This window comes from Algoriphagus vanfongensis DSM 17529 (assembly GCF_000429465.1).
GTDB classification, from domain to species: domain Bacteria; phylum Bacteroidota; class Bacteroidia; order Cytophagales; family Cyclobacteriaceae; genus Algoriphagus; species Algoriphagus vanfongensis.
The window spans coordinates 331,267-352,896 of sequence record NZ_AUBX01000016.1; the positions used below are offsets into that span (position 1 = coordinate 331,267).

Annotated in this window: 23 protein-coding genes; 21 read left to right on the forward strand and 2 right to left on the reverse strand. The window is 43.6% G+C overall.

The features are described from left to right. The first annotated feature begins 2 nt into the window (after positions 1-2). The 15 genes from secY (at position 3) to cysM (ending at position 10,653) form a co-directional block, all read left to right on the forward strand. Entirely contained in the window at positions 3-1,322 is a 1,320-nt protein-coding gene (gene secY / locus G460_RS0116860; RefSeq protein WP_026956466.1) for a preprotein translocase subunit SecY, read from the forward strand. A 1-nt stretch (position 1,323) separates the two neighbouring features. After that, a complete protein-coding gene (map, locus tag G460_RS0116865; protein WP_026956467.1) occupies positions 1,324-2,097 on the forward strand; it encodes a type I methionyl aminopeptidase in 774 nt (257 codons plus the stop codon). Between the two features lies 1 nt (position 2,098). Beyond that, on the forward strand, positions 2,099-2,317 hold the full coding sequence (infA, locus tag G460_RS0116870) for a translation initiation factor IF-1 (RefSeq protein ID WP_026956468.1): 219 nt from the start codon (positions 2,099-2,101) through the stop codon (positions 2,315-2,317). Between the two features lie 6 nt (positions 2,318-2,323). Further along, positions 2,324-2,440 (forward strand): type B 50S ribosomal protein L36, encoded by a 117-nt coding sequence (gene ykgO, locus G460_RS23085; protein ID WP_081701372.1) that lies wholly within the window; start codon positions 2,324-2,326, stop codon positions 2,438-2,440. Between the two features lie 2 nt (positions 2,441-2,442). Continuing rightward, a complete protein-coding gene (gene rpsM, locus G460_RS0116875) occupies positions 2,443-2,820 on the forward strand; it encodes a 30S ribosomal protein S13 (RefSeq protein ID WP_008202997.1) in 378 nt (125 codons plus the stop codon). 15 nt (positions 2,821-2,835) lie between these two features. Next, a complete protein-coding gene (rpsK, locus tag G460_RS0116880) occupies positions 2,836-3,234 on the forward strand; it encodes a 30S ribosomal protein S11 (RefSeq protein WP_026956469.1) in 399 nt (132 codons plus the stop codon). 18 nt (positions 3,235-3,252) lie between these two features. Further along, on the forward strand, positions 3,253-3,858 hold the full coding sequence (rpsD, locus tag G460_RS0116885; protein ID WP_026956470.1) for a 30S ribosomal protein S4: 606 nt from the start codon (positions 3,253-3,255) through the stop codon (positions 3,856-3,858). A gap of 39 nt (positions 3,859-3,897) precedes the next feature. Continuing rightward, positions 3,898-4,887, forward strand: a complete 990-nt coding sequence (locus G460_RS0116890; RefSeq protein WP_026956471.1) for a DNA-directed RNA polymerase subunit alpha — start codon at positions 3,898-3,900, stop codon at positions 4,885-4,887. 5 nt (positions 4,888-4,892) lie between these two features. Next, the gene (gene rplQ / locus G460_RS0116895; protein WP_026956472.1) at positions 4,893-5,423 is read left to right on the forward strand and encodes a 50S ribosomal protein L17; all 531 of its coding nucleotides are present in this window, start codon (positions 4,893-4,895) and stop codon (positions 5,421-5,423) included. A 116-nt stretch (positions 5,424-5,539) separates the two neighbouring features. After that, positions 5,540-6,637, forward strand: coding sequence for a glutamine-hydrolyzing carbamoyl-phosphate synthase small subunit (carA, locus tag G460_RS0116900; protein ID WP_026956473.1), 1,098 nt, complete (start codon positions 5,540-5,542; stop codon positions 6,635-6,637). A gap of 21 nt (positions 6,638-6,658) precedes the next feature. Beyond that, a complete protein-coding gene (eno, locus tag G460_RS0116905; protein ID WP_026956474.1) occupies positions 6,659-7,942 on the forward strand; it encodes a phosphopyruvate hydratase in 1,284 nt (427 codons plus the stop codon). 160 nt (positions 7,943-8,102) lie between these two features. Continuing rightward, positions 8,103-8,390: an FtsB family cell division protein gene (locus G460_RS0116910; RefSeq protein WP_026956475.1), complete on the forward strand. Its 288-nt coding sequence runs from the start codon at positions 8,103-8,105 to the stop codon at positions 8,388-8,390. After that, a complete protein-coding gene (locus tag G460_RS0116915; RefSeq protein WP_026956476.1) occupies positions 8,371-8,922 on the forward strand; it encodes a hypothetical protein in 552 nt (183 codons plus the stop codon). Before G460_RS0116910 ends, G460_RS0116915 begins: the two co-directional genes overlap by 20 nt. A 20-nt stretch (positions 8,923-8,942) precedes the next feature. Beyond that, a complete protein-coding gene (locus G460_RS0116920) occupies positions 8,943-9,788 on the forward strand; it encodes a serine O-acetyltransferase (protein WP_026956477.1) in 846 nt (281 codons plus the stop codon). Beyond that, complete coding sequence (gene cysM / locus G460_RS0116925) at positions 9,775-10,653, forward strand: cysteine synthase CysM (protein WP_026956478.1); 879 nt, start codon at positions 9,775-9,777, stop codon at positions 10,651-10,653. Before G460_RS0116920 ends, cysM begins: the two co-directional genes overlap by 14 nt. Before the next feature lie 90 nt (positions 10,654-10,743). Here the strand turns inward: cysM and G460_RS0116930 are convergent, their stop codons facing one another. Continuing rightward, on the reverse strand, positions 10,744-11,655 hold the full coding sequence (locus G460_RS0116930) for a sugar phosphate isomerase/epimerase family protein (RefSeq protein ID WP_026956479.1): 912 nt from the start codon (positions 11,653-11,655) through the stop codon (positions 10,744-10,746). Between the two features lie 111 nt (positions 11,656-11,766). On the opposite strand from G460_RS0116930, the gene G460_RS22725 reads away from it, so the two are divergent. From G460_RS22725 to G460_RS0116960, 6 genes are all read left to right on the forward strand, one after another. Continuing rightward, a complete protein-coding gene (locus tag G460_RS22725; RefSeq protein WP_051316086.1) occupies positions 11,767-12,486 on the forward strand; it encodes a hypothetical protein in 720 nt (239 codons plus the stop codon). Further along, positions 12,464-13,642, forward strand: a complete 1,179-nt coding sequence (locus tag G460_RS0116940; RefSeq protein WP_026956480.1) for a DUF4249 domain-containing protein — start codon at positions 12,464-12,466, stop codon at positions 13,640-13,642. The genes G460_RS22725 and G460_RS0116940 overlap by 23 nt, the downstream gene beginning before the upstream one ends. A gap of 108 nt (positions 13,643-13,750) precedes the next feature. Continuing rightward, positions 13,751-14,458: a hypothetical protein gene (locus G460_RS22045; RefSeq protein WP_157366947.1), complete on the forward strand. Its 708-nt coding sequence runs from the start codon at positions 13,751-13,753 to the stop codon at positions 14,456-14,458. Beyond that, complete coding sequence (locus G460_RS0116950) at positions 14,455-17,199, forward strand: TonB-dependent receptor (RefSeq protein ID WP_026956481.1); 2,745 nt, start codon at positions 14,455-14,457, stop codon at positions 17,197-17,199. Before G460_RS22045 ends, G460_RS0116950 begins: the two co-directional genes overlap by 4 nt. Further along, positions 17,199-18,362 (forward strand): DUF4249 domain-containing protein, encoded by a 1,164-nt coding sequence (locus G460_RS0116955; RefSeq protein ID WP_035464567.1) that lies wholly within the window; start codon positions 17,199-17,201, stop codon positions 18,360-18,362. The genes G460_RS0116950 and G460_RS0116955 overlap by 1 nt, the downstream gene beginning before the upstream one ends. Then, positions 18,334-19,953 carry a hypothetical protein gene (locus G460_RS0116960; RefSeq protein WP_157366948.1) on the forward strand — a complete coding sequence of 540 codons (1,620 nt, stop codon included), beginning with the start codon at positions 18,334-18,336 and terminating at the stop codon, positions 19,951-19,953. The genes G460_RS0116955 and G460_RS0116960 overlap by 29 nt, the downstream gene beginning before the upstream one ends. On the opposite strand, the gene G460_RS0116965 is transcribed toward G460_RS0116960, so the two are convergent. Then, the gene (locus G460_RS0116965) at positions 19,950-21,614 is read right to left on the reverse strand and encodes a mechanosensitive ion channel family protein (protein WP_026956484.1); all 1,665 of its coding nucleotides are present in this window, start codon (positions 21,612-21,614) and stop codon (positions 19,950-19,952) included. The genes G460_RS0116960 and G460_RS0116965 overlap by 4 nt on opposite strands. Between the last annotated feature and the right edge of the window lie 16 nt (positions 21,615-21,630).

Sequence of the window (21,630 nt, forward strand, 5' to 3'; positions counted from 1 at the left end):
AAATGAAAAAGTTTATTTCGACAGTTAAGAATATTTTCTCTATCGAAGATCTTCGAGTAAGAATCCTGAATACAGTCGGTTTTCTGATTATTTTCAGATTAGGTTCTTTCATCGTGCTTCCCGGAGTGGATCCATCCAAGTTGACTGGAGCTCCCGAGGGGATTTTCGGCTTGATCGATACTTTCCTAGGTGGTGCATTTAGCAATGCATCCATCTTTGGCTTGGGTATCATGCCTTATATTTCTGCTTCCATCGTGTTGCAGCTGTTGACTGTCGGAGTACCCTACTTTCAAAAAATGCAAAAGGAAGGGGAATCTGGTCGTAAAAGAATCAATCAGATAACCCGTGTACTTACTATTTTGATCACTATCGCGCAGGGTATCGGTTATGTGACTGCTACTATCTTGCCTACTGGTGCAGTGATGGTGAGTACTTCCTTGTTCATGTTTAGTTCTCTCGTATTGCTTTCTGCCGGTACCATGTTCTGTATGTGGTTGGGAGAGAAGATTACTGAGAAAGGTATCGGTAACGGTATCTCTATGCTAATCATGATCGGGATCATCTCCCGCTTTCCAGGAGCTATTATTGCTGAAGTGGTAGAGAAAGGATCCGGTGGACTATTGCTATTGCTTATTGAAGCAGCGGTATTGTTCTTTGTAGTAGTCGGTGTAGTAGCATTGACAGAAGCAACTAGAAGAATCCCTGTTCAGTATGCCAAGCAAGTAGTTGGAGGCAAAGTATACGGTGGACAGCGTCAGTACATTCCTATCAAAGTGAATGCATCTGGTGTTATGCCGATTATCTTTGCTCAATCATTGATGTTCGTCCCTGCACTGATCGCTCAGATCTGGGCTAGTGACAATGACATCGCCAACTATATAGGTACAACCTTTTCTGACTTTACATCTTGGCAGTATAACCTGTTGTTTGCAGCTATGATCATCATCTTTACTTTCTTCTACACAGCTATCACTGTGAATCCTGAGCAAATCGCTGAGGATATGAAGAGAAACGGAGGATTTGTACCGGGTATCAAGCCTGGTGCGCCTACTGCAGACTTTATTGATGGAATTATTTCTCGAATCACTTTGCCTGGTTCTGTCCTTTTGGCAGCTGTGGCAATCCTTCCAGCTTTGGCTATCATTGCAGGAGTGGGTGGTGAATTTGCGCAATTCTATGGTGGTACTTCCCTATTGATTATGGTAGGTGTGATCATGGATACGCTCCGTCAAATTGAAAGTTATCTTTTGATGAGACATTACGAAGGAATGATGAAGTCTGGTAATATGAAGAATAACCCTTCTAATTACCAAGTAGCTTAAGATGATTCATTACAAGACCTCTGAAGAGGTTCAGAAAATAAAAGAAAGTGCTGACATTTTGGCCAAGGCCCATGGGGAAGTGGCCAAACATGTCAAGGTAGGGGTAAAGACCTCTCACCTCGATAAAATTGCTGAAGAGTTTATACGGGATCATGGCGCTGTACCTTCCTTTAAAGGATACAACGGATTCCCAGCTTCACTCTGTATTTCTGTGAACGAAGTTGTCGTTCATGGATTTCCCAGCGAATATGAATTGAAAGATGGCGATATAATCTCAGTAGATTGTGGAGTCTTTCACCAAGGTTTTCATAGCGATTCCGCTTATACTTACCCTGTCGGTGAAGTTTCCACTCTTGTACTGAATTTACTTAAAGCCACCCGAGATTCACTTTACTTGGGAATTGAGAAAGCAATTTTTGGCAATCGTATTGGAGACATCGGACATGCTATCCAGAAATTTGTCGAAGCGAAAGGTTACACTGTAGTCAGAGAGCTGGTAGGACATGGTCTGGGTAGAAACTTACATGAATCCCCCGAAGTACCCAATTACGGCAAAAGAGGTAGTGGTCCTCTGTTAAAGACAGGGATGGTAATTGCGATTGAGCCTATGATCAATCTTGGATCGAGAAACATCGTCCAAGAAAGGGATGGTTGGACTATCAGGACGTCCGATAGAAAGCCTTCCGCTCATTATGAGCATACAATTGCAATTTTCGAAGATAGAACTGAGGTCTTGACCTCACACAAGTACATAGAAGAGAATTTTAAATTCTAATATGGCAAAACAGACATCAATAGAGCAAGACGGAACCATTATAGAGGCGTTGTCAAACGCGATGTTCAAAGTGGAACTGGAAAATGGACATCAATTGATCGCTCATATTTCCGGTAAAATGAGGATGAATTACATCAAGATCCTTCCCGGAGATCGTGTCAAGTTAGAGCTTTCTCCCTATGACTTGACCAAAGGCAGAATAGTATATCGATATAAATAAGCTGATATGAAAGTTAGAGCATCTATCAAAAAGAGAAGTGCTGACTGTAAAGTAATCAGAAGAAAAGGAAAACTTTACGTCATCAATAAGAAGAATCCTAAGTTTAAACAAAGACAAGGTTAATCATGGCTAGAATTGCAGGTGTAGACATACCAGACAATAAGCGAGGCGAAATCGGGCTTACCTATATCTTCGGAATTGGAAGAAGCTCCGCCAAGGCGATCCTGAGCAAAGCCGGTATCTCCTTCGACAAAAAAGCAGGTGAGTGGGACGATGATGAGTCCACCGCTATCCGTAATATTATTGCCGAAGAATTCAGAACCGAAGGTGTCCTGAAGTCAGAGATCCAATTGAACATCAAGCGACTAATGGACATTGGTTGCTACAGAGGTTTGAGACACAGAAAAGGACTTCCAGTTCGTGGTCAGCATACCAAGAACAACGCCAGAACAAGGAAGGGTAAGAGAAAGACTGTTGCTAACAAGAAGAAGGCGACTAAATAAAACCTGAATTAGATTATGGCTCAGAAAAGAAACGATAAAGCTAAAGGTAAGAAAAGAGTAGTAAAGGTAGAAGCTGTAGGTCAGGCACACATCAAAGCCTCCTTCAACAATATCATTATCTCTATTACCAATAATGCGGGACAAGTAATCTCTTGGGCTTCTGCCGGTAAAATGGGTTTCAGAGGTTCTAAGAAAAATACTCCTTACGCTGCACAGATGGCCGCTCAAAACTGCGGACAAGTTGCTTACGACTTAGGTTTGAGAAAAATCGAAGTATTTGTAAAAGGTCCAGGTGCTGGTCGTGAATCTGCGATCAGAACTTTGCAAAATGTGGGATTGGATGTGACTACCATCGTAGACGTGACTCCACTTCCTCACAATGGTTGCCGTCCGCCTAAGCGTAGAAGAGTTTAATCCTAAAATTGTAAAGAAATGGCTAGATATAGAGGTCCTAAAGCAAAGATCGCCCGTAAATTTGGCGAAGCTATCGAAGGGCATAGCAAAGCGCTTCAAAAGAAAAACTACCCTCCAGGACAGCACGGTCGTGGTAGAAGAAAGAAGCAATCTGAATATGCAATCCAGCTTGCTGAAAAGCAAAAAGCAAAATACATCTATGGTGTATTGGAGAGACAATTTGCCAAAATGTTTGATATCGCTTCCAGAAAGCAAGGTATCACTGGTGAAAACCTTCTTCAGTTGCTAGAAGCTAGATTGGACAACACCGTCTATAGAATGGGAATCTCCCCAACTAGAAGAGGTGCGAGACAATTGGTTTCTCACAAGCATATTCTTGTAAACGGTGAAGTAGTGAACATCCCTTCTTACATCATGAAGCCAGGTGATGTGGTTTCTGTAAGAGAGCGTTCCAAATCTTTGGAAGCTATTACTAATAGCTTAGCTGGTAGAGGTGCCAACAAATATTCCTGGTTAGAGTGGGATGGTGCTTCCTTGTCCGGCAAATTCGTCAGTGTGCCTTCTAGAGATGATATTCCAGAAAATATCAAGGAGCAGCTCATCGTCGAACTTTACTCTAAGTAATATTTACTATTTTCAGCTTTTAAACAAAGAACAAGATATATGTCCATACTAGCATTTCAAATGCCCGAAAAAGTGGTAATGGAAAAAGCCGATGACTTCCATGGCTTGTTTACCTTCAAACCGCTAGAAAAAGGCTATGGAGTTACTATCGGTAACGCCCTGAGAAGAATTTTGCTTTCATCCTTGGAGGGCTATGCCATTACTTCTATCAAAATACCAGGAGTAGTGCATGAGTTTTCTACCATTGAAGGAGTAGTGGAGGATGTGACTGACGTTATTTTGAACCTAAAGCAAGTGAGATTCAAGAAAGTGCACGAAGCATTTGATGGAAAAATCACCGTTGAGGTCAAAAATCAGTCTGTATTCACTGCCGGGGACATTGCCAAGTTCACTTCTTCCTTTGAGGTCTTGAATCCAGATCTTGTGATCTGTCACCTCGATGAAGCGACCAATTTCGAAATCGAATTGGTGGTGGAAAAAGGAAGAGGATACTTACCAGCTGAAGAATCCAAACCAAAAGAGCAGGTATTTGGCCAAATCGCCATCGACGCCATCTTCACACCTATCAAGAATGTGAAATATAGCGTAGAAAATACCCGTGTGGAGCAAAAAACTGACTTCGAAAAATTGATCTTGGAAGTGACTACCGATGGATCTATCCATCCTGAGAAAGCACTTCAGGAATCAGCTAAGATTTTGATTCAGCACTTCATGTTGTTCTCTGACCAGACGATGGTCCTAGACTCTACTGGAGTAGCCGAGCCAGAGCCGATCGATGAAGAATTCCTTCACATGAGAAAATTGTTGAAGACTTCTCTTTCTGATCTTGATCTTTCCGTACGTGCTTTCAATTGTTTGAAAGCTGCTGACGTGAAGACCTTGGGAGACCTAGCCAAGTTGGAAATTTCTGACATGATGAAATTCAGAAACTTTGGTAAAAAGTCTCTTGCAGAGCTAGAGCAGTTGATTCAAGAAAAAGGCCTGACCTTTGGAATGGATATTTCAAAGTATAAACTTGATGAAGAATAAATAAAATGAGACACGGTAAGAAATTTAACCACCTTGGGAGAAAGGCTGCTCATAGGAAAGCAATGCTTTCTAACATGGCTACTTCGCTGATTCTTCATAAGCGTATCTCTACTACGCTTGCCAAGGCAAAGGAATTGAAGAAATACGTAGAACCTCTGATCACCAGAGCTAAGGAAGATACTACTCACAATAGACGTGTGGCTTTCTCTTACTTGAAAAACAAAGAAGCAATCGTTGCTTTGTTTGGTGAAGTAATCGCAAAAGCTGCTACTCGTCCAGGCGGATACACTCGTATCATCAAAACTGGTTTCAGATTGGGTGACAATGCAGAGATGTGTATCATCGAATTGGTAGACTTCAACGAATTGATGTTGAAAGATGCTAAGCCTGCTAAGAAAACTACCAGAAGATCCAGAAGAAGCACTGCTAAAACTGAAGATGCTCCTGCAGCTCCTGCTGCTGAGGCTAAATCAGAAGAGCCTAAAGCTCCAGAAGCTTCCGCTGATTCTACAGATGCAGAAACTGAAGAAAAATAATTTGATCTTCTATTTAAATATTAAAAAGGATTGGGCTTTGGTTCAATCCTTTTTTTATACCCGGACATTCCTCCTCCTCCCAATAAATATTTAACTTTGGGACAATTATCGTAAAAATGATCAAACAAAAAGCAACCCTACTTCTAGCAGACGGAACCGTCTTTTATGGTTCATTGATTGGAAACCCCGGTACCAATGGGGGTGAAATTTGTTTCAACACCGGTATGACTGGCTATCAGGAAATCTACACGGATCCTTCCTATACTGGTCAAGTCATCGTGACTACCACTTCCCACATTGGTAATTATGGTGTGCACAATGAGGAAATCGAATCAGATCATCCTACTATCGGCGGCATTGTAGTCAACAGTTTTTCTGAAGTTTACTCCCGTTTGGACGGACACGGTTCCCTACAGGAGTATTTGGAAAAGTATCAAATCACCGGCATCGCTGATATTGATACAAGGAAACTCGTGAGACATATCCGCTCGCAAGGTGCGATGAATGCCATTATCAGTTCCGAATTTGAAGGAGATCTTGATGGATTGAAAGCCGAATTGGAGAAGCTACCTGATATGAACGGACTGGAGCTTTCTTCTCAAGTATGTACGCAAGAGCCTTATTACATAGGAGATGAGTCTTCCCCTATCAAAGTGGCTTGCCTGGACTTCGGTATCAAAAAGAATATCCTTAGAAACTTGGCCTCCAGAGGAGTTTACTGCAAAGTATTTCCTGCCAAGACACAGCTTGCTGAAATGGAAGCTTGGGCTCCCAATGCCTATTTCCTTTCCAATGGACCTGGTGATCCAGCTGTGATGGACTATGCAGTCGCTACTGTGAAAGACATCTTAGAGACTGGTAAGCCAGTATTCGGGATTTGTCTAGGGCACCAGCTTCTTGCTGAGGCAGTCGGCATCTCCACCTATAAGATGCACCACGGTCACAGAGGGATCAATCACCCGATCAAAAATATGATCACTGGTAAAAGTGAAATTACCTCTCAAAACCATGGTTTCAACATCGTCAGAGAAGATACCGAGAGTCATCCTGAGGTAGAAATCACGCATGTTCACCTCAATGACAACACCGTAGCAGGAATCAAACTGAGGAACAAACCGGCATTTTCCGTACAGTATCACCCTGAGTCTTCTCCTGGTCCGCATGACTCGCGCTACCTTTTTGATGACTTTATTGCCTTGATAAACCAAAACTAATTTTAATAAACCTTTTAGACTATGACGTTGATCCAATCAATTCATGCAAGACAAATCCTCGATTCCAGAGGAAACCCTACCGTAGAAGTAGATGTGGTAACTGAAAACGGTGCTTTTGGCCGTGCTGCAGTACCTAGTGGTGCTTCTACTGGTGTCAATGAAGCCGTAGAACTCCGTGATGGAGACAAAAGCAAATATTTGGGCAAGGGCGTCCTGAAAGCCGTAGCCAATGTCAATGATCTAATCGCTCCTGAATTGGTAGGTCTTGACGTAACTGAGCAAAACCTAATCGATCAGATCATGATCGACTTGGATGGGACCTCTACTAAAAGCAAATTGGGTGCAAATGCCATCTTAGGTGTTTCTTTGGCAGTAGCCAAGGCAGCAGCGATGGAGTCTGGCCAACCATTGTACAGATACGTAGGCGGTGTAAATGCCAATACTCTTCCAGTCCCTATGATGAATATCATCAACGGTGGATCTCACTCTGATGCTCCGATTGCTTTCCAGGAATTCATGATCCGTCCAGTAGGTGCACCTAGCTTCTCTGAGGCAATTCGTATGGGAACTGAAGTGTTCCATAGCTTGAAGAAGATCCTTCACGACAAAGGATTGAGTACTGCAGTAGGTGATGAAGGTGGTTTTGCACCTAATTTCTCTGGTGGTACAGAAGAAGCTTTAGCTTGTGTATTGGAGGCGATTGAGAAGGCTGGATATAAAGCAGGTGATGATGTGACTATTGCATTGGATTGTGCTTCTTCTGAGTTCTTTGTTGATGGTAACTACGATTACAAGAAATTCGAAGGTGATACTGGCGTGATCAGAAGCAGAGCTGAGCAAGTTGATTACTTGGCTTCTTTGACTGAAAAATATCCAATCGACTCTATCGAAGACGGTTGTGCTGAGGAAGATTGGGAAGGATGGGCAATGCTGACTGCCAAAATCGGCGACAAAGTCCAGCTAGTAGGAGATGATCTTTTCGTGACCAATGTGAAATTCTTGCAAAGAGGTATCGAAGAGAAGTCTGCTAACTCTATCCTGATTAAAGTAAACCAAATCGGTACCTTGACAGAAACCATCAATGCAGTAAACTTGGCTCACAAGGCTGGTTTCACAGCAGTGATGTCCCATAGATCTGGTGAAACTGAAGATTCTACCATCGCTGATTTGGCGGTAGCGTTGAATACTGGACAGATCAAAACAGGATCTGCTTCTCGCTCTGACCGTATGGCCAAATACAACCAATTGCTTCGCATCGAAGAGCAACTAGGTGAGTCAGCTGTATTCAAAGGTAGCTTGAAGTAAAAGCTCTTTAGAAATAGGAAAAACTATGGATCCCTAGCCTATTCCAGGCTGGGGATTTTTTTGAATTATGCAATCAATAGACACCTTCAAAAAGGAATAAGATACTTACTCGACACTTTTTGCACCATTTTTGTATTTTCGATATCTATTCCTGATTCTTATGAAGCAACTACTCAAACTTGGTGGAAATTTTTATGGGCTTGCCACTGTGTTTTTCCTCGCCTGGATGATGTTTATCGATTCCAATAATATCATCAATCAATTCAAACTGAGTCAAAAACTCAATAAACTGGAGGATCAAAAAGAGTTTTTTCAAGAGCGAAAAGTCAAAATCATGGCCGAAAGGCAAGAATTGATGAGCAATCCCGAACTTTTGGAAAAGTTTGCCCGTGAAAAATACTTGATGAAAAAAGAAACTGAAGATTTGTATGTGGTCGTCAAAAAGTAAACTTTTTACTCTTACGCTTGGATTGGCCGTGCTTCTGACCTTTGAGGTACAGGCTCAGCGCGAGCTTTATTCCGATTCTACTTCGTTCAAGGATAGACTTTATTTCGGAGGGAATTTCGGAATGCAGTTTGGGACAGTGACACTGATAGATTTTTCCCCATTGGCAGGGGTGATGATCACTCCTAAGTACTCAGCAGGTTTGGGGCTGACTTACCAATATTTCAAAGATAGACGCTATTACGGAGGAGAATCTTCCTCTTATGGTTGGCGTGCCTTCAATCGCTATAATGTTTTGCCCAATGTCTTCCTTCATGGGGAATTTGAGTCTATTAATTTTGATAATTACAATCTAGGGACAGAGCAATTTGAAAGAATCTGGTCCAATGCACTATTCCTTGGAGGAGGTTACTTTGCACCATTTGGTGGAGGACGAGGCGGAGCCAATTTTACCTTTCTCTACAATGTGCTCCATGATAATCTTCGCTCACCCTATGGTGAACCTTATGTAATCCGTGTGGGTTTTGTGATGTAAAGACCCTAAACCCATTGTAGATGGATTCCCTGATTGATAAACTTTTCAAAGCACATACACAATGCCCAGATTGCCCATCCCCTCAAGCTATTCAGCGTTTTTTCGAGGAATTGGTGAGTATTCTTTTTCCTGAATTTAATTCTGAGAGAATCCGGGAAAAAGAGGAAATCCAAGGAAGGTTGGAGGAACTGAAATTTACCTTTACAGCGATATTGGATAGAAATCCTCAATTGCATGAAGGCACAGGGAAAGAATTAGCCGATCGCTTTTTTGACTCGCTGGAGCGAATATTTGATTGGCTTCAGCTCGATGTTGAAGCGATGTTTGCGGGAGATCCAGCAGCCAAATCGCGTACTGAAGTTATCCGCTCCTATCCTGGTTTTTTTGCTATCGCAGCTTATCGGATCGCTCACGAGCTACATCGATTGGGGATCAAATTGATTCCGCGTATGATTACCGAGTTTGCACATAGTCGTACCGGTGTGGATATCCATCCGGGGGCCAGCATTGGTCGCTATTTTTGCATAGATCATGGGACTGGAGTGGTAATCGGTGAGACCTGCGTGATCGGTGAGCATGTAAAAGTCTATCAGGGAGTAACGCTAGGAGCTCTTAGTGTGGATAAAGCAGATGCCGATCTCAAACGCCATCCGACCATCGAAGATGAGGTAATTATTTATTCAGGCGCGACGATTTTGGGTGGAAAGACACTGATCGGAAAAGGCAGTATTATCGGTGGCAATGTTTGGCTGACTCGTTCCGTGCCAGCTGGGTCCAAAGTTTATTACCAATCTCAGATGTATCATGCAGGGACAGAGGTGACGGACCGATATATCTTTAAAAACGACCAAAATGAAGCTATTTGAATTGATAGGGAATACTCCTCTTGTAGAGCTGGAGCATATCCCCACCAATCCCGGAGTAAAGATTTTTTGCAAAATGGAAGGGCAAAATCCAGGCGGTAGCGTCAAAGATAGAGCTGCTTATAATATGTTGCGGTCAGGACTTGAGCGTGGCGATATACATCCCGGAGATAAATTGGTCGAAGCGACAAGTGGTAATACAGGTATTGCTTTGGCAATGGTGGCTAAAGTACTTGGTTTGGATATGACTCTGATCATGCCGGACAATTCTACTCGTGAAAGAGTTCTATCGATGGAGGCCTATGGTTCAAAAGTGATCCTAACGCCTGCTGCACAAAGCATTGAATATTCCAGAACTTTGGCAGAGCAAATGCGGGATGAAGAAGGCTACTTTATGCTGGACCAGTTTGCCAATCCTGACAATTACATGGCACATTATCATACCACAGGCCCAGAAATCTGGGAAGATACTGATGGGAATATCACACATTTCGTGTCTGCCATGGGGACTACAGGGACGATCATGGGAGTGTCCAAATACCTCAAGGAGAGAAATTCTGATATTCAAATCGTAGGCACGCAGCCAACGGATGGCTCCAGTATTCCAGGAATCAGGAGATGGTCGCCAGATTTTTTACCCAAAATTTTTGATCCAAGTCGAGTAGATCAGGTCATCGACGTGAGTCAAGAACAGGCGACAGAGATGACTCGCCGCATGGCTCGGGAGGAGGGAATCCTCGCAGGAATGAGTAGTGGTGGTGCGCTCTTTGCAGCAATTGAACTCTCCAAAACCCTTAAAGAAGGCCTTATCGTCTGCATTACTTGCGATCGCGGAGACCGCTATTTGAGTTCTGATTTATTTGGGTGAATAAGTTCAGTATTGTTGGAAGTGTGCGATTCTCAATGCCCACTGCTTTAGTTGTGTGTGGGCAAGGATTGAAATCCAACACTCCCTATCTCAAAAAAACTGCTTCATCTTAGCCAAGCCAGTTTGAGCGACTACATCGGCATCCATGCGGTAAAGGCTGGGATTGAATAGCTCCAAGGATAAATACTTTTCGCCACCCATAGTGGTCAGTGTCTCTACCACTTCTCCAATAGGAGCTACGCCATCTCCAGGATAGATTCGATGCTTATCTTCTTGCTGTTCTCTCGGAAGTGTATCAGCAAAATCATTGAGATGAAATACCTCGATGGCATTGCCATTGATCAGTTTCAGTCCTTCAAAGCCTGACCCTCCACGAAAGAGATGATAGATGTCAGGCAAAAGTCTGGCATCCGCATCATTGGCCATGGCAGCTACGGCCAATGCTTGACCAAGTTGATGAAAAGGCGGAAAGGCTCCCCAAAACTCCAATTGCGGCATACAGCCTGTCTTTCTTCCCAGTTCCAAAAGCCTAGCATATTTTTCTCCCGCCTCAAATAGATCCACGGGAGCCTCTGCACCGATGGCCGGAGCTGCTACTCTAACGCAGCCAATTTCAGCAAGCTGATTCATTTCTACCTCGATTTGCTCAAATCCCTGTTTGCTTTTCGCAGGATCCTGGGCCATCCAAGTGGCAAAGCCAATAGCATTGATAGCTTCAATTCCTGCATCCCGTAGCTCCTGTTTGAGATTGCTCAAGCTTTTGCCCGATTCCAAATACTGGTTGAGTTCCATGATCCAAAGCTCTATTCCGTCATACCCGGCCCGCGCGGCGACTTCGATCATTTGTGAAAGCGAAAGCTTTTGACCGCGAATGGTGCTTGTATTGAGTGAAAACTTAAACTGAGAAGGTGCTTTTTCTTTCGCTTGCGCAAAAGCTAAAGGAGAACCGGCGAGAGCAGAGGAAAGAGCGAGGGTTTTGAGAGCTTTTCTACGGGTGGTCATGATGGGATTAGGTTGGATGGATATTTTTTCCTTTCAAATCGAAAACTTGCCTTTCTAAACATAATTCGAAAAAAGTCGTTTTCAAATGTTCATTCGCGTGTATTTTTACCCATGGTTAAAATCATTTTTTATCTGGGACTTCTGGTGCTATCCATGGGGTCCGTTCTAGGCCAACAGTTGGCAAGTACTAGTGGCAATCTGGAGCAGTATAAAGAAGAACTTCCTTTTTTTCAAGAACTGATTACAGGAGGACAGTATCAGGATCCGCCATCCAATTATGATGGGGATCCTTTCTATCTAAGTAAAACATTTGAGCTAGGAGGACTGCGAATCAACCAAATTTACTACCCAGAGGTCTATTTGCTCTATGATATCCGCTATGATCAGGTGCTCACGATCCATCCTGTTTTTTCAGAAAAGCTTTTGATCAATCCTGAAAAAATCAATGAATTCAGGCTGAATGATGGGAGTGTTTTTCAAAAATTGGATGGAAATGAATCTTATTCTCATCACAAAAAGGGATTTTACCAAGTGCTAGAAGAAGGTCGCTTTACATTGGTTTCCAAGCATTATAAAGCGGTGAAAAAATCCACTGAGATCGGAAAGACGATGGGAAGCTATGAAGAGTTTGAGGATTTTTTTCTGGTGGATACCGAGGGATTTCATCCAATTAAAACAAAAAAACAGGCTATCAAACACCTCAGGGTGTCCAAAAAACTGGTTCGGGAGAAGTTGACCAAAAACAAAATTTATTTCAATCAAAACAAAGAGCTCTTTTTAAAGGAGCTCGTATCAGTAGCCAATCAGCATGCGTCGAGTATTCAGGAATAATGAGTTGAGAGTATGGGCTTTGCTAGGCAGTCTAGTGCTAGTAGGAGCTTGCAAGGAAGTATATGATCCGGAGTTATCTGCTACGGAAGAGAGGATTTTGGTAGTGGAGGGGTATCTCGATACGGATGGAGTGCCGAGTGAGTTGAGCTTGAGTTATACAGTGGGTACGCAAGAGGAAGTGGAGACGTTTCCGGCTGTGACAGGGGCTAGAGTGCACCTTGAAAGCTCCTCAGGGCAGCGGTATGAATTAAGTGAGTTGGGTCAGGGGAAGTATGGATTTGCCAAGGATATTCCAGAAAATGAAGTGTATAATCTCAAGATCCAGCTGATTAATGGGTATAGCTATACCTCTGAAGAGCTCAAGCCTTTGGCAAGTACCGATATTTTGGATATTGGATTTGAAAAAAGTGAAGAAGGAGTAGAGATTTTTATTACTACCCAAGGAAATGAGCAAGTGGATAATTTTCTCTGGACATATGAGGAAACTTGGGCATTCAAGCCTCCTTTTCCCAACAATGTCAAATATGATATTGAAAGCAAAAATGTCGTAGAAAGAAGCCCGGAAGAGAAAATGGATCTTTGCTATTTGTCTATTCCCAATTCGGATTTGGTGTTGGAGTCTTCTTCGCGATTTGAAGACAATTTGGTTTTCAAGCAACGTATCAGAGAGATCGCTCCGGGAGATGAGCGACTGACCGAGCGCTATAGTATATTGGTGACCCAAAAAGCACTGACCCCCAATGGCGCAGAGTTTTGGGAGATTTTGAGGAGAAATACAGATGATATCGGGACGATATTCAGCCCACTGCCGACACAGATTCGTGGCAATATGGTTCATGACCAAGATCCCGATACTCCAGTGATAGGACACGTTGGCTTGGGAAAAGTCAGTCAGAAAAGGCTTTTCATTGACATCACAGAGGTGTACCCTTGGCAAGCGGATGTCCCCGAATATTTTGGGTGCAGTACTGGTTTAGATACGGTATTTGTTCAGGACTATGAGCAGGAGTTTCGCTTTTCCAATAAATACCCGACTTATCCGATCTATAATCAAAATGGCCTAGAGCCGATCGGTTATCTCTACTCCACTGAGATCTGTGTGGACTGTAGGCTGAGAGGTACGAATGTCATGCCGGACTTTTGGGAAGTGCGGTGAGATGAAAGGCATTGATAGTGAAGTCGATGAACATATACTAAGATGAAGCATAGCTGTATTATTTTGTAAATGGTCACAAGTAGTCAAAGGAGATTTGTATTTTACATCATGTGGAAAATTGGCTTTTCTGGTGTATTGCTGTTACTGATTCCTTTGGGGGCAAAGGCACAGGTAGTCTCAGATTCGCTGCAATATTTGGCGAGTTACAAGGAGGAGATTCCCTACTTTCAGGAGCTGATCACTGGGGGGCAGTATGAGGAAGTGGCGAAGACGATAGAGGGACATCCATTCTACGAGTCTCGCCAGTTTGAAAATGGAAGCTTACAGATCAATGGGATTACTTATCCACAGGTGCCTTTGCTGTATGATTGCTATCGGGATCAGGTACTGACTTTTCATCCGATCTATAGGCAGAAGCTACTGATCAACCCAGAAAAGGTGGATCAGTTTGAGCTGTCAAACGGAGAGCGGTTTCGTTTCTTTGAAGGAAATCGAAACTATGCCCATCATCTAAATGGACTGTACAAAGTGCTGAATACCGGTGAGGTTTTGGTTTTGGTCAAAGAGTATAAATCCACCAAGGATAAGAATGATGTCAGCAAGTATACTGATGTCTTTCTGGATAAAAGCGATTATTTTCTCTGGACGGCTGGTCATTTCTACCCCATCCAAAAGGCCCGGCAACTAGGAGATGTGCCAGATATGAATTATAAGGTGCTAAAAAAAGAATTGAAAAAAAGAGGGCTGAGATTTAAGTCTCAGCCAGAAACATATTTAACTCAGGCGGTAGAGATCTCCGCTCGGCAGACAAAATGATAAACCCAACGAATAAAGTCTGTTTACTAGTCTTGCTTTGGATCATGGGCGGGACGGTAGCTTTTGCGCAGACATCTACGGAGCCACGTATCAGTGGTTTTTTTCCGGGAGTATCTTTCCAGCGTTTTGTAGATAGAGTGGAAGAAGATACTCCGTATCAGTTTTATTTCAGATCAGAAGAAATTGCCGGTTTGACTGTCAATCTCCAAGCAGATCAGAGTCAATTATCAGATTTGCTGGATGCAATTTTCCAAAATACAGACATGAAATATTCCTTCGGTCCGGAGTATGCTGTATTTGTTTCCCGAGGACAAAAGCTCCAAACCCAACTTACGGATGGATTTTTTAGAAATATCAGCAGTGGAGCAGAAGAACTCGGGGAAGGAGTAGATGAAGCCTTTGTCCGAAACAATCGCTTTGTCATAGGTGAGCTTTCTCCGGGAAAAAACACGGCCACACTTCGTGGAAGCATCAGCAGTCTGGAGAGCGGAGAGCTTATTTCAGGAGCTATCGTTTTCGAGAAAATAGATTTTACCCGATCAGTGACTGATGTGGAAGGAAACTACGCGATCACCCTCCCTGTCGGAAAGCACACCCTGTATGTCCAAAATCTCGGTGGCTATGTGGAGCAGAGACTGATCGATCTGAGAGGAGATGGTCGTCTGGACATGGCTGTAGGCGAAAGCATCTATTCTCTCAGTGAAGTAGTGGTCAATTCCGGGGCAATTAGTCATATTACTCGGCCAGAGATGGGAGTTCAGAGTCTGTCTGTGAGCGAGATGAAAAAGCTTCCAGCAGTACTTGGTGAGGTAGATGTTCTGAAGGGGATTTTGATTTTGCCGGGTGTGAATACCGTAGGGGAAGCCAGTGTCGGATTCAATGTACGTGGAGGAGCTGCGGATCAGAACTTGGTATTGTATGAAAATTCGACTCTGTTTAATCCATCGCATTTGTTTGGTTTCTTTTCATCTATCAATGCCGATGCAGTCGAAGGAGTAGAGCTTCACAAAGCAGGGATTCCAGCCCGATATGGAGGGAGGCTTTCTTCTGTGTTGGAGATTCAGCCCAAATTTGGGAATTCAGAGAAAATCGGTGGCAGTGGAGGGATAGGCCCTTTAACGAGCAGGCTCAGTTTAGAGGGGCCTTTGGGGAAAAACACCACCTTTCTAATAGCTGGCCGGACTACCTATTCCAATTGGGTACTGGATTGGCTGGAAGATAGAGCAGATTTCAACGCCAGTCGAGCCAATTTCTATGACCTCAATCTCAACCTGAAGCAGCGCTTTGGTGAAAATGATGTCTTTGAGCTGACAGGATATTTCAGCAAGGACCAGTTCCAGTTTGACCCGGATACGGTTTACGGTTATCAAAATCAGAATTTTGCTGCCAAATGGACCCATTATTTCAACGAGCAGCTGGAAGCAAGTTTTTCAGGCGGTGTAGATGCTTATGACTTTGATATCACTGGAGAGGATAATCCGCTGAATTCGTATGAGTTTGGTTTTGGGATGAATCAGACCTTTGCCAAGGTAGATTTCTTGCAGGATTTCGATGAGCGTCATCGCTTTCAGTATGGTATTCATCTTAATTACATCGAGCTCAGACCAGGTAAAATTAGGCCTTATGGAGAAGAGTCCATTGTGGTTCCGGATGAGGTGGAGCAGGAGCAGGCTTTGGAGACCTCGCTCTATTTCTCAGATGAATTTGAGATCAATGATCTCTGGATGGTCAGTGGAGGCTTGAGGTATAATCTCTACAATTATCTAGGTCCTCAGACGACATTTACCTATCCGGATGGTTCATCACATGGAGAGTCAGATGTCACAGGGGAGACCACACATCCTTCGGGCGAGTTTATCAAGACCTATCACGGGCCTGAATTCAGGATCTCGGCCAGGTATACTTTGAATAATCAATCATCCCTCAAAGCAGGTGTGAATTCGATGCGTCAAAACATTCACCTTTTGAGCAATACGTCTGTGATATCACCGACAGATACCTGGAAGCTGAGTGACGAATTTATCCGGCCTCAGACGGGAATCCAATATGCGGTGGGTTATTTCAGAAACATGGCCATGAACACACTCGAGTTTTCTGCAGAGATGTATTATAAAAGCATGAAAAATCTGCTCGATTACCGTTCAGGTGCTTCCATTATTCTTAATGATGATGTGGAGCAAGACGTGCTCAACACAGATGGGAAAGCGTATGGGGTAGAATTGTTTTTGAAGAAAAGTACCGGACGTCTCAACGGCTCGGTTTCGTATACTTACTCTAGGTCCTTGCTCAGTACCAGCAATGAGGAGCAAAAAGAGAAAATCAACGATGGTGCGGAATATTCCAGTAACTATGATCAGCCACATCATGCTGTCTTGATACTCAACTACGAGGTAAGCAAGCGTTTCAATGCGACATTTTCCGGGAATTATAGTACAGGAAGACCAATCACATTGCCTGTTTCCAAATTTGTCTACGGAGGAAGCGAGCGAGTGTATTTTACGGACAGAAATGCGCAGCGAGTTCCGGATTATCTCAGATTGGATTTTTCAGTGAATCTGGAAGGAAATCATAAGGTCAACAAGTTGGCACATTCCTCCTGGTCCTTTGGCGTATATAATATTTTGGGACGCAGCAACCCTTATTCGGTTTATTTTGTGCCAGAGGGAGGCAAACTGCAAGGTTATAAATTGTCGATTTTCGCTGATCCTATTCCCTTCATTACCTACAATTTCAGATTCTGATGCGGGCTGCCAATACATATGGCTCCTATGTACTACTGGCTCTGATGGGGTTGGGAGTATTGGGTTGTCGTGAGATCTTTGATCCAGAAGTGGGAGAAGAGGCCTCTGGGATATTGGTAGTAGAGGGGTATTTGGACTCGGAAGGATTGGCCAGCGAGTTGACACTGAGCTGGACGAGTGAACTGAAAGAAAGTGGAGATGAGCTTTCTCCTGCTTTAGGTGCTACAGTTTATTTGCTTTCAGAGCAAGGGACTACCTACTCTCTGGAAGAGCGAGGAGAGGGAGTTTACCTTTTTCAAGAGGATATTTCGGAGCAGATGACTTATGAGTTGCATATAGAGTTGCCGGGCAAAGGGACCTATAAGAGCGACCCCATTCAACCCATTTTGACTCCAGAGATACTTGATGCCGGCTATGTCAGAGATGAATCAGGGATAGAGGTTTTTGTGAATACGCAAGGCAATGACAATGCAGATGATTTTCTCTGGACTTATGAGGAAACGTGGGTTTTTCTCCCGCGGATTATCACCAATTTCATTTACAAAGAAGATGTTGGAGTGGTGGAGCGCAAAGAAGAAGAGCGTATCAGTCGGTGCTATAAATCGGAAAGAAACTCCGGAGTACTCTTAGAGACGAGTTCTAGGTTTGAAGATCAGGTTGTTTTCAGACAGACCATCAAAGAATTTGAAGAAGGAGATCCCCGAATGCAAGAGCGCTATAGCGTATTGATATCTCAAAAAGCCATTCCGTCGGATGCAGTCGAATTTTGGGAGACTCTCAAAAAAAATACGGAAGACATTGGGACGATATTCAGCCCTCTCCCTTCGCTGATCGGAGGAAACATACACGCAGTAGAGGCCAGTTCTACTCAAAAAGCCATCGGATATGTCAGTATCGGTGTGGTGCAGCAAGAGCGAGTTTTTATCGATCGAGCGGATATTTTGCCATGGTCGATCAGTATGGATGAGTTTAATACCTGCTTCATTGGTACAGACACTATCCCAGAGTCCCAATATGCCACAGTCTTCGCTTCGGGCTCGACTCTACCGGCAAGGGTGGTGATGGGACCTATGGGGCCTATCGGATACTATACCGCTCCCCGATGGTGCGCGGACTGTACTTTATATGCAAATCGTGAAAAACCAGATTTCTGGATTGAATAATATGAAAGTAAAATTCTCAATCATTTTGATTTTATGCAGTATCTGCTCTTTTGCGACAGCTACTGCGCAATCAGACCAAGAGCTTATCGCATTTGATATTCCAAAGAGTCTGTTTTTTACGGATGAAAAGATCTGGATCAATGCCAGTTCTCTGGTAGCAGGCGGCGCTTCTGAGTCGCAGGTGATCTATGCTGAGCTCCTAGATTCGAAAAACCGCTCGTGGGCCCTGTCCAAAATGCCCTTGGAAAATGGACATACGCTTAATTTTCTCCAGCTCACAGAGAAAATCCCTTCAGGCAATTATCTGCTGCGGGTTTTCACTAGGATTTCTGCCAATCAACAGTTGGGTGATGGGGTACAGCAGCAGTTGATTACCGTATTGAACCCGAGCTTGCCTCCGCGATCGACCTCAGAAGGTAAGCCTGTTTTTGCTTTGCCAAGCCAGTCAAATTCTATCTTGGAAAATAACTATACGACTGAGGAAGAAGTGTCGGTCAATCTCAATGTGAGTGGAGAAACCAAGCTTAGTATAGCTGCATGGAATCCCTATTTGGAAGGTGTGAAAACGCAGTTTACATCTCAAGAAATCTATGACTCAAAAAAGGATGTCGTCTTGCTGCCTGAGCTCTTTGGCCATATAGTACATGCCAAAGTGGCGGAAGTGGATACGACAAGGACCTACTTTCTATCGGCTCATGGAGAAAAATCAGCTTTGTTCACAGATAGACCGGATGTGCAGGGCAATCTTTATTTTGATTTAGGAGGATTTAGGCATTGGGATCACCTATTGATTCAGGTGGAAGATGGAAGCACCATTCCGGACTTGGAAATGGTCAGTCCAGCACCCAAGACGACCTTCAAATCTTCGTTTCAAATTCCCGAACTTCAGATACATCCGGAGGATGCCGCTTTTTTGCGAGAGCTGAAGATCGCTTCTGCTTTGGAGCCATATTACAATCAGGAATATCGAAATGACTCAGTGCCTGTAGTGACTGGATTCGTAGCTGACCAGGTCTATCTGATGGATGACTATACTCGATTTGAGACAGTGGAGACTGTCGTCAAGGAATATGTGCCGGGTGTGGCTATTCGACGAAAGGAAAAAGAGAAAGAATTTCGGGTGCTGAATCAGCCACAGAATTTCATGTTTGAAGAAAATCCCCTTATGATGGTGGATGCTCTACCAGTTTTCGATTCTGATTTGTTGGCTGGCTTTAATCCCAAATATTTCAAAAAATTGGAAGTGCTGAACAGAGAGTTTTATCTCAATGATCGCAACTATGCCGGGGTGATCAGCTTTTCCTCCTATGAGAATAATTTTGGTCTATTTCCGGTCCCAGATCAGGTCTTGTATTTGGACTATTCAGGAGTCAATCCCTTTATTACTTTCCAACACGGTTTTGCAAAAGCAGCTGTTCAAAACGAGCGCATTCCTGACTTTAGGTCTGTATTGTTTTGGGATAAAGTGCCAAGTAGATCCAGTTTCACCTTTTCCACTTCCAAAATGAAGGGGCTCTATGAGGTGAGAATCCTGACTACAGATGATTCAGGGCAGAAAAAGCTAACCAAAGAATATTTCAGAGTAGATTAATTCTTTTTGCTCCGAAGTTCATTTTGAAGGAATTCTCCCAGCTTCTTTTGATAATGGGCCGACTCCTCAGGGTAGTTTGGGACCAGCGATTGCTTCTCAGGAAAAGATTCCATGTGCAGCGTCTGAGTAGGGAATGCAAAGCGTACTCCCAGTTTATTGGCTAGTTGGACGGTTTGGATCAGGATCTCATGACGTGCTTTCAATTCTTCAGGCCAAGTAGGTACGCTGAAGAAAATATAAAACATGATATCCTGACTGTATGCGGAGAGATTGTTGAAATAGACATGATAATAATCTTTGCGCGTATGCGGGTGATGCAGTACGATCTCGCGCAGACCAACCACAAACTCCTCGATCAATTGAGGCGGCGTATCGTAAGTTACCGTCAAAGTCGTGTAGAATCTCCGGTAGTTTCGCAAGCCATGATTGTCCAAAGTAGCATCGGCAATTTTTCCATTTGGCACATACATCACAGAATTGCGGAAAGTTCGAATCCGAGTTGATCGAAACCCCACTTCCTCCACCGTACCGTCTATATCTCCAGAGGTGATCCAATCTCCTACCTGAAATGGCTTGTCGATGAAAATCATCACCGAGCCGAAGAAGTTCTTAATGGTGTCCTGAGCAGCCAAAGCGATGGCAACACCACCAATGGAAAGACCTGTCAGGAACGGGATAATATCCAAGTTGAGCCCATCTCTCAAAATGAAAAGTGTCCCAATGATCACTACAAAAGCTTTCAGCGTTTTTCGTAATAGGGGCACTAGTTGGTCATCCAAAGTGGATTCGGTTTTGGTGGCCAGTCGGGCAAAGTAGATCGCAACCACATTGACCAACTTGTAAAAAATCACCGTGATCAAGAATGGTTTCAGGGTATTGAGGATGATGATAATCCAGGCCCATACTTCGGCAGGAAGCTGCAAGACTGGCATAAATAAAGCCAAGGTCAACACAATGAAATAGATACTGGTCACTCGGGCAACAGGCAGAAGGTAGTTTTCACCGATCTTTTGGTAGCCAAATCTTCTGAAAAAGTAAACCAATCCTTTGTCCACCAAAAAGGTGAAAAAGAAGTGGGCCAAAAAGACCATCAGTACCAAAAAGAAGATTCCGACCAATTGCCAGAAATGAAGTCCGAAATAGACGTCATTTCCTATTTTCGGAAGGAGGTTGAGGAGCTTTGCGGTACCAAAAGGGTAGGTTTCACGATGAAGCTCATCGATCTGGCTTACAGTAAAGGAGGAAAACTTCCACTGCTTTCCTTTCTTTTCCAGAAACACACCCGGTAGCTTTTGTTTGTCAAAGAAGTACAAGGGTTCCGCCGCACCTGAGGTAGAGTCTTGGTAGTTGGGCAAGTTGGGTACCGAGCTGGTACGGATGATGATGCCTTTTCCTTCAAATACCTGCTTGAGTTTGACGCTTAATTTCTCACCATTTGCATCCGTAGCATCTGATAGATCCAGTGCTTGTGCGGATCTCTCTGGTCGGTAGTCGGCTTCCTCCAGATTGTAGAAAAAAGTAAGTGTTGTATGATAGGGGGAACTTAAATTGACTCCCTTGCTGATGACCTCTGACTCCGGGCTGTCTGTAATCAACTGAGCCCAAGAAGTTGAGGTAAAAACAATCGTGAAAAGTGCGGAATAGAAGAATTTTTGAAGCATGGATTCTTTTGGAATG

Excerpts from the sequence above, each read along its gene's own strand:
- rpsK (WP_026956469.1), top strand. The coding sequence starts at position 2,836 with ATGGCTCAGAAAAGAAACGATAAAGCTAAAGGTAAGAAAAGAGTAGTA.
- eno (WP_026956474.1), top strand. The coding sequence starts at position 6,659 with ATGACGTTGATCCAATCAATTCATGCAAGACAAATCCTCGATTCCAGA.
- cysM (WP_026956478.1), top strand. The coding sequence starts at position 9,775 with ATGAAGCTATTTGAATTGATAGGGAATACTCCTCTTGTAGAGCTGGAG.
- G460_RS0116965 (WP_026956484.1), bottom strand. The coding sequence starts at position 21,614 with ATGCTTCAAAAATTCTTCTATTCCGCACTTTTCACGATTGTTTTTACC.
- rpsD (WP_026956470.1), top strand. The coding sequence starts at position 3,253 with ATGGCTAGATATAGAGGTCCTAAAGCAAAGATCGCCCGTAAATTTGGC.
- G460_RS0116955 (WP_035464567.1), top strand. The coding sequence starts at position 17,199 with ATGCGGGCTGCCAATACATATGGCTCCTATGTACTACTGGCTCTGATG.
- G460_RS0116910 (WP_026956475.1), top strand. The coding sequence starts at position 8,103 with ATGAAGCAACTACTCAAACTTGGTGGAAATTTTTATGGGCTTGCCACT.
- G460_RS22725 (WP_051316086.1), top strand. The coding sequence starts at position 11,767 with ATGGTTAAAATCATTTTTTATCTGGGACTTCTGGTGCTATCCATGGGG.
- G460_RS0116915 (WP_026956476.1), top strand. The coding sequence starts at position 8,371 with ATGTGGTCGTCAAAAAGTAAACTTTTTACTCTTACGCTTGGATTGGCC.
- map (WP_026956467.1), top strand. The coding sequence starts at position 1,324 with ATGATTCATTACAAGACCTCTGAAGAGGTTCAGAAAATAAAAGAAAGT.
- ykgO (WP_081701372.1), top strand. The coding sequence starts at position 2,324 with ATGAAAGTTAGAGCATCTATCAAAAAGAGAAGTGCTGACTGTAAAGTA.
- infA (WP_026956468.1), top strand. The coding sequence starts at position 2,099 with ATGGCAAAACAGACATCAATAGAGCAAGACGGAACCATTATAGAGGCG.
- carA (WP_026956473.1), top strand. The coding sequence starts at position 5,540 with ATGATCAAACAAAAAGCAACCCTACTTCTAGCAGACGGAACCGTCTTT.
- secY (WP_026956466.1), top strand. The coding sequence starts at position 3 with ATGAAAAAGTTTATTTCGACAGTTAAGAATATTTTCTCTATCGAAGAT.
- G460_RS0116890 (WP_026956471.1), top strand. The coding sequence starts at position 3,898 with ATGTCCATACTAGCATTTCAAATGCCCGAAAAAGTGGTAATGGAAAAA.
- rpsM (WP_008202997.1), top strand. The coding sequence starts at position 2,443 with ATGGCTAGAATTGCAGGTGTAGACATACCAGACAATAAGCGAGGCGAA.
- G460_RS22045 (WP_157366947.1), top strand. The coding sequence starts at position 13,751 with ATGTGGAAAATTGGCTTTTCTGGTGTATTGCTGTTACTGATTCCTTTG.
- rplQ (WP_026956472.1), top strand. The coding sequence starts at position 4,893 with ATGAGACACGGTAAGAAATTTAACCACCTTGGGAGAAAGGCTGCTCAT.
- G460_RS0116940 (WP_026956480.1), top strand. The coding sequence starts at position 12,464 with ATGCGTCGAGTATTCAGGAATAATGAGTTGAGAGTATGGGCTTTGCTA.
- G460_RS0116920 (WP_026956477.1), top strand. The coding sequence starts at position 8,943 with ATGGATTCCCTGATTGATAAACTTTTCAAAGCACATACACAATGCCCA.
- G460_RS0116930 (WP_026956479.1), bottom strand. The coding sequence starts at position 11,655 with ATGACCACCCGTAGAAAAGCTCTCAAAACCCTCGCTCTTTCCTCTGCT.
- G460_RS0116950 (WP_026956481.1), top strand. The coding sequence starts at position 14,455 with ATGATAAACCCAACGAATAAAGTCTGTTTACTAGTCTTGCTTTGGATC.